Raw genomic sequence first — 7,283 nt, 5'->3', positions numbered from 1 at the left:
AAATGCTTGCATTCTCTAATGATTATTATGGATTGATTTTTAGGGCAACACAATCCGTCGAATTATTTTGCGCTTACAGAAAAAAAGTAAAAAAAGTTGCTTTTGACCACTGTAAAACAACCTCTGAGCGTTTCGTTATATGAAGGAATAATTTTTCTTTCATATTTCAAAGAAAAGAGGATAAAGAAATGTTAGAGAAAAGATGTTATACAGTACAGGTCTGTGGGAAATATTTTCTGGCAAAGAGCCAGCGGTATGAGCTGTGCAGCGATAAGTGCCGCAAAGCACAGGCGCTTCAAAACAAGCGGGAATTTGACGAGAGGGCAAGAGAAAATAACTATGACCTGCTTTATAAAAATGAATGCCAGAACTGGCGCAACAAAATAAACCGGGTAAAAAATACCGCAGGCTTTCCGGCTGACCGTCTGGAAAAAATACAGGCTGCCTTTGCCGACTTTAAGAAAGAAGCATTACAGAGAAAAAAGGCTGTAAAAACAGGAACAGCCAGCCCGAAAGAATTTACGGACTGGCTGTATCAACAGAGTGATATTATTTTGAAATTAACTACCTTTTAAGTGATGTCTATACAAAAGATCATTCCTCCCTTATGGCAGACAAGATGCTTGTTTTCTTCAACTCGGATTTTGCGTATGCAGTGAAAATCAAATATATAACTGCTAAAACAACGACTAACGCCAGTAGAAACAGCCACGGCAATACCAACGTAATGCAATGGTTTACCGCATCCAATCGTCTACAAACAATTACACTTAAAATGCTTCCAAATACAAGAGCTATTACCAACGAACCTCCGAGGTAAATTCCAATCTCACGACTCAACATAGCTTTTAGCTGCTTCTGCGTTGCCCCAACAGCTTCCAGCAGACCAAATTCCCGTTTTCTGTTCTGAAAATCGACCATCAGCATATTCATAAGACTGATGCTTCCAAATGTAAACAGGATCGCCGCTGCCATATATAGTGCCTTTATCGACGAACTATACCGATACTGAATGTTTTTAATTGTCTGTTCAATCGTATTAACCGATATTTTACCGCTCTGCTCTGCAATTTCTTGAACCGCGCTTAGAACTTCATCAAAATGATTGGGAGTGATCTTGAGCGCCAAGATGCCAGTCTGATCTGTTATACCTGTCAGATTCTTTGCCATATCGTATGTCATCATAAAATACGGACTGCCTGGAACAACCGGATTGCGTTCCATCAAATCGGTCGGGTCATAGGTGCCTGCAACAACTGCGTTGATATTAAACGTGCTGCCATCGGGAGAACGCCCTTCCAACTGCAAGGTGTCGCCAACGCTCGCAATATTCTCTGCAACCAATATTCCGTTTCTTTCGGTCATATCATCGTAATCTGCCGTTCCAGACGATAAAACCGCTTGCTTTTCTGCCAGTTGTTCACGGTTCAGTGTCGGGAAATCATTCATGATACTTGTGAGAGAACCACTCCCGCCGGGGAAGGTAATGGACATATGGACGCAGTTAAATGCAGTTATTTTTTCTACTCCGGCAATGTTTTCCAAGTCATGCCGTAGTGTCTGGCTTTCAAGCGGGTTTTCTTCCAGTTGCAGCTTTGAACTTCCGTATGGCTCAGATTCTTTATCAAACGAACTGCCGACTTGATTTTTCACCTGCAAAAGAATACTGCCAGCAGGATAGTGTTTGAAAGTTGCCTGTTTTTCCGGATCAATAGAGCCTGCAACCGTAGATGCGCCCAGCAATAGCGCACCGCTTACGCCCAGCATCACAAGCGTCAAAATAGCTTTTTGCCTGTTACGCTGGATATTGATTCTTGCGAGATTGTGGGGTGACAGATTGCGATGCAGCTTTGAACTGGCTTTTGCTTTCCCTGAATAAGCGAGGTATCTTGCACCCTCAATGGGAGAAGTATTCATTGCAACTCGAACTGGCTTGAAAATCGCAATATTCACCATTACAACACCTACTATGGCAATCAGCACCGCATAGATGGCAACCGTTTTGATTTGAAATCCCTTCGGATACACAATAAATCCAATCAACAAGCCAGCAATTAGTCCAAGAGGAATACCAGTAAAAGCATACCGGAGTCCTTCTTTTCTCACCATCCGTTTAATTTGCTTTTTTGTCATTCCGATTGTCCGTAGCTGACCAAACATCTGCACGTTCTTCGCAATCTTCGTGTAAAAGACCCCATACACAATCGTTGCAGCCAGCACCGCAGTCAATGCAGCCAGCAGAGGGATTGGGAGCTGGATGCCAGATTGAACAGCTCCGGTCATAACAGCAGAATACTCCGTGAGATATACCTGATCTTCCACAATGCCTGTGTTTTCAATGACTTTATCCGTAAAATCAAGAAGGGTTTCCGAGCGAATGGCATCTGTATTCAGCCGCGTATATGCTGTTACTTGAAGATGATTCATTAAGCTCATGGCAAGTTCTTTGCTCAGATAGACGAAATAACCATCACTCTTGCTGCTTTCGCTCAAAATGCCGGAAAGCGTGTATTCTGCCTCATGCCCCGTGCCGGTTACATCAAAAGTAATGGTGTCACCGGGGTGATATGACTTCCCCAAAAAATCAATATAATTCTGTGGGAGCATGATCTCATTTGCCTTTTGCGGTGCTCTGCCCTGCAAAGATTTTTCTTCCTGATGCGTAAAATAATCTTCGCTTCCATAAGCGACCGTAATTGTTTTATTGCCTGAATAAAAAAGTCCGATTGCAGCATATTCGCCAATCCATTGAACATCTTTGTTTTGACGTAAACCGGATAACTGGTCATCTGTTATTCCCAGAATTGCAACCTGCGCTTTACTGCGCTGTGTATTCTTAAATTCTTCCTGCGCGCCTGCGGATATTAGAACGATTGAAAAAATCATGCAGACAGAAAGGGCAATCGTGAGAAGCAGAAAGGCTTTGCTTCGTTTGTCTGTTTTCATGCTCCGATTTGCCAGCTTTTTTATGATAGCGCTGGTATCATTTTCAAAAGGCCATGTCATAGCTTTTCACCTCCTTATTCCACAATCTTTCCATCTTCAATGCGGACAATCCGATCTGCAAGACGGGCTATGTCGTTGTTGTGGGTAATCATCACGACAGTTTGCCGGAACTCCGCACTGGTACGCTTGATAAGTCCCAGCACCTCGGCGCTGGTCTTGCTGTCAAGGTTGCCGGTCGGCTCGTCAGCCAGTACAATAGCCGGTTTGGTAATCAGGGCGCGGGCAATCGCCACACGCTGCTGCTGTCCGCCGGAGAGATTGTTCGGCATATTTTTCAGTTTATCTTCCAGCCCCAACAAGTGAACGATCTCGTCCAAAAACTTCTGATCCACCGTGTCCCCGTCCAGCTCCACCGGCAGGACGATGTTCTCATACACATTCAGGATGGGAACAAGGTTATAGTTCTGAAAGATAAAGCCGATGTTGCGGCGGCGGAAGATAGTAAGCTGTTCATCGTTCATTTTCGACAGTTCTTTGTCCCGGACAATCACATTGCCGGAAGTGGGTGTGTCCAGCCCTCCCATCATGTGAAGTAAGGTGGATTTGCCGCTGCCAGATGTTCCCACAATAGCCACAAACTCGCCGTCCTCCACGGAGAAGTTCACACCGTCAAGGGCGTGGGTAATGTTCGGCTTTGTGCCATAATACTTTTTCAGGTCGATAGTCTGTAAAACGCTCATATTCAAAACTCCTTTCAAGGCTTCCTTCCTGTTGATAAGGGTATTATAAAACCCAAATGTCCGCGAAATGTTACAGCGGCCAAAAAATTTCATTGAAAATCGGGGTGAAATGTTACAACGCTCGGACATTTCAAAAAAATTTACGGCGGGCAGCCGAAAATGGCCGTCCGCCGCGTTCTATTTTGTAGGCAGCATAATAGAAAATTCCGAACCCTTGCCCAGCCTCGAAACCACTTTGATATAGCCGCCCTGCCGCGTTACGATCTCGCGGGCCAGATACAGGCCAATGCCCACGCCCTGCTGTTCGTGTACTTCTTCCTCACGATAAAAGCGTCGGAAGATGGCAGCCTGATTGCTTTCGGAAATGCCCTTGCCGGTGTCGGTCACTTTGATCTCCACATACATTTCCCACTGAACCACTGATACAGAAATCTTTCCACCTGACGGAGTGTATTTTACTGCATTGTCCAGCAGATTGAAAAGGGCTTCGCTTGTCCACTTGTTGTCATGGGAGATTATCAAATTTTCCGGGCAATCCACGGATACAGAAATTTCTTTTTTCTCTGCGGCATATACAATACTGCTCATAGCTTGTGCAAGCGTATGGAATAAGCTGCTGTCTTTCTTTTCTAATCGTATTGCTCCGGTTTCTAACCGGGATGTTTTAACCAGTGCTTGGAACAGAAAATCCAGTTTATCAGTCTGACTGCGTATGCCTTGCAAAAAGTCCATCCGTTCTTCTTCTGAAACAGGCTTTGTTAAAAGTGTGTCCGTTACCATTTGCAAATTGCTGACAGGTGTTTTGACTTGATGCGAAATATCAGAAATCAGCATTTGAAGCTCCTGTCGTTCCATGTCTACCTTGTGCCGATTTTCCTGCATAATCTCATACAACCGGATTAAGCGGTGGTTGATACGGGCAAAAAGAGTTTCACTATCATTTGACTTTTGTAATTCCTCGTTTCCATCAATCATGTTGTCCAGCGTCCGGCACAAATTAGAAGTAAAATGAGAAAGGCGTTTTCCAAAAAACAGCACCAATAGCCAAATCCAGAAAAATGCACAGAGTGTCAATGTTCCACCTGCTATGAAAATTCGTATATCCTGCATTATACCGCCGAGAATACCGGTAATTACCAGCATAGAGAAAACCATGCCAGCACTAATCAGTCTACAAATTTTCTTAGCAGAAAGGTTATTCAGTTTCATTTCTTTTCGCCTCCTGTCCATTGATAACCCATACCGTAAACCGTTTTGATATATGTGTCGCCATCCGCTTCAATCTTACTGCGAATGCGGCTGATAGAAGTAGTAAGGGTATGTTCATCTACATATTTTTCATCAATGTCCCACAGCCTTTCCAAAAGTTGTTGGCGGGTAAGTACCTGCTTCGGATTTTTAAGAAATAGGTTCAGCATTTTATATTCCATCGCAGAAAGCGCTAATGGTTTCCCGTTCAAGCTTGCAAATTGTTCCGAAAAATCCAGAAACAGGCTGCCATCCTCGTAAATATCCTTAGCTGGTTTGTGATGTTCCAACATAGCGAACATGGCTTTGATCTTTCGCTGCAAAGCACTAATCGAAAAAGGTTTCGTGATATAATCCACTGCACCAGCTTCATATCCTCGTATCTGATCGCTTTCCTGATCGTTGGCAGTTAGAAATATAACTACTGTATCAGGATGCTCTGGCTTGATAAGACGGCATAGGTCATAACCATTTCCGTCTGGTAAATTTATATCCAGCAATACCAAATCAAAAATGTTTGTTTTTAATGATTCAGCGGCTGTCCTTGCATTCAGAACAGAAGTTATTGTGTAACCGTCCAATTCCAAATTATAAGTAAGCGTTTTATTCAAAAGATTATCGTCTTCGACAATTAAAATCTGCTTCATATTGTCACTTCCTTTTCTTTTTGCAGATAGTATAACAGGCAAATGTCCGAGAATTGTTACAAGGACAAATATATTTTTCATTTTACAGCTTTTTTCTGTGTACTGCAATTTTATAAAAGAAAGGACAGCAGTGTCAAATTGCTGTCCTTAACGAACATATTTAATGAAACATCGGAACCATCTTCTTTTTGTTGTCTACCTATAATAACGATTGGAGTAATCGATTATAGACACTGCAATCAAAAAAATCTGAAAATATATTTATCAACATTACATAAAAATGTGTAGATGCACATAAAATGGGAATACATATTGAAATTCAGGTCGTTCTGTGATAGAATCTCATTACTAAAAAGTGTGTAGGTGCACGGAAATGGGGAGTGTAACGATGGAGATTAAAAGAGACGCTTACCTACAGCAGCTGACCCTGCGAAAAGATAATGGAATGATAAAGGTGATTACCGGCATTCGTAGATGTGGCAAATCCTTTTTGCTGTTTACCATCTTTAAGAGATACTTACTGGAGAACGGCGTTGATGTTGATCATATTATTGAAATTGCATTGGATGGTATTGAGAACGAGGAATTAAGAGATCCCAAGGTATGCTTCAAGTACATCAAGGATGCCATGAAAGACGACGGGAAGTATTATCTCCTTTTGGATGAAGTGCAGTTCATGCCACGATTTGAGGAAGTGCTGAACAGCCTGCTCCGCATGAGCAATATTGATGTGTATGTCACCGGAAGTAATTCCAAGTTCCTGTCCAGCGACATTGTGACCGAATTCCGTGGCAGAGGTGATGAGATTAGAATCTACCCTCTCTCCTTTGCAGAGTTTTATTCTGTCTATGACGGCGATTATGATGATGCCTGGGATGACTACATGATCTACGGAGGATTGCCGCAGATCGTAAGTTTCCAGAGCGAACAACAGAAAGCGGACTATCTGAAGAACATCTTTGCAAATGTCTATCTGAAGGATGTTATTGAAAGAAATAAGATTCAGAACGTGGATGAGATTGGGATTCTGGTTGATGTGCTTGCATCTGCAATCGGCGCACCGACCAACCCTTCGAAGATTGCCAATACCTTTGCCAGTGAGCGCCAGATGACTTATGCTAATAAAACCATCTCCAAGCATATCGACCATTTGACAGATGCCTTTTTGATTTCCAAGGCAAGCCGATACGATATTAAAGGCAGAAAGTATATCGGTGCAAATCTGAAATACTACTTTACTGATCTGGGACTGAGAAATGCACGTCTGAATTTCAGACAGCAGGAGCCTACTCATATCATGGAGAACATTGTTTATAACGAGCTGCTGATCCGTGGCTACAATGTTGATGTGGGTGTCGTGGATATCTTCGATAAGGATAAAGAGGGCAAACGTGTTCGCAAGCAGTTGGAGGTTGACTTTGTGGTGAATCAAGGAAACCAGAGATACTATATCCAGGTTGCATATGACATGACTTCGGAAGAAAAACAGACGCAGGAGTTCAATTCTCTGCGTAATATTCCGGACTCTTTCAAGAAGATCGTCATTGTAAATGGCAGCAAAAAGCCTTGGAGAAATGATGAAGGTTTTGTCATCATGGGAATGAAGTATTTCTTGCTGAATGCGAATAGTCTGGAATTTTAAGTCGATTTGAGTTGTTGCTGTGGTGTTGTTCTATTTCAAAAAAGAGTGAAATGATATAAA

Annotated in this window: 5 protein-coding genes and 1 pseudogene; 2 read left to right on the top strand and 4 right to left on the bottom strand. The window is 42.6% G+C overall.

Annotation, left to right across the window (positions count from 1 at the left end; all coding sequences use genetic code 11):
• Positions 1-197: 197 nt before the first annotated feature.
• Positions 198-575: pseudogene (locus AB5642_RS15370) on the top strand (hypothetical protein); the annotation flags it as partial.
• Positions 576-594: 19 nt separating this feature from the next.
• On the opposite strand, the gene AB5642_RS15365 reads toward AB5642_RS15370, so the two are convergent.
• The 4 genes from AB5642_RS15365 to AB5642_RS15350 form a co-directional block, all read right to left on the bottom strand.
• A complete protein-coding gene (locus AB5642_RS15365) occupies positions 595-3,006 on the bottom strand; it encodes an FtsX-like permease family protein (protein WP_118609157.1) in 2,412 nt (803 codons plus the stop codon).
• A 14-nt stretch (positions 3,007-3,020) separates the two neighbouring features.
• Entirely contained in the window at positions 3,021-3,686 is a 666-nt protein-coding gene (locus tag AB5642_RS15360) for an ABC transporter ATP-binding protein (protein WP_019162602.1), read from the bottom strand.
• A 177-nt stretch (positions 3,687-3,863) separates the two neighbouring features.
• Positions 3,864-4,895, bottom strand: coding sequence for a sensor histidine kinase (locus tag AB5642_RS15355; protein ID WP_368371733.1), 1,032 nt, complete (start codon positions 4,893-4,895; stop codon positions 3,864-3,866).
• The gene (locus AB5642_RS15350; protein WP_019162604.1) at positions 4,892-5,581 is read right to left on the bottom strand and encodes a response regulator transcription factor; all 690 of its coding nucleotides are present in this window, start codon (positions 5,579-5,581) and stop codon (positions 4,892-4,894) included. Before AB5642_RS15350 ends, AB5642_RS15355 begins: the two co-directional genes overlap by 4 nt.
• A gap of 388 nt (positions 5,582-5,969) precedes the next feature.
• Between AB5642_RS15350 and AB5642_RS15345 the strand changes: the two genes are divergently transcribed.
• Entirely contained in the window at positions 5,970-7,223 is a 1,254-nt protein-coding gene (locus AB5642_RS15345; RefSeq protein ID WP_368371732.1) for an ATP-binding protein, read from the top strand.
• The last annotated feature ends 60 nt before the right edge of the window (positions 7,224-7,283 follow it).

The organism is Ruminococcus sp. 1001136sp1_2201st1_G3_2201SCRN_220225 (assembly GCF_040924365.1).
Lineage (GTDB): Bacteria > Bacillota > Clostridia > Lachnospirales > Lachnospiraceae > Blautia_A > Blautia_A faecis.
The sequence above is the reverse complement of the archived record's forward strand: the minus strand, read 5'-3'. Positions and strand labels throughout refer to the sequence as shown.

Bases quoted from the DNA above. Each gene is read 5' to 3' on its own strand.
- AB5642_RS15360 (WP_019162602.1), bottom strand. From the start codon at position 3,686: ATGAGCGTTTTACAGACTATCGACCTGAAAAAGTATTATGGCACAAAG.
- AB5642_RS15345 (WP_368371732.1), top strand. From the start codon at position 5,970: ATGGAGATTAAAAGAGACGCTTACCTACAGCAGCTGACCCTGCGAAAA.
- AB5642_RS15355 (WP_368371733.1), bottom strand. From the start codon at position 4,895: ATGAAACTGAATAACCTTTCTGCTAAGAAAATTTGTAGACTGATTAGT.
- AB5642_RS15350 (WP_019162604.1), bottom strand. From the start codon at position 5,581: ATGAAGCAGATTTTAATTGTCGAAGACGATAATCTTTTGAATAAAACG.
- AB5642_RS15365 (WP_118609157.1), bottom strand. From the start codon at position 3,006: ATGACATGGCCTTTTGAAAATGATACCAGCGCTATCATAAAAAAGCTG.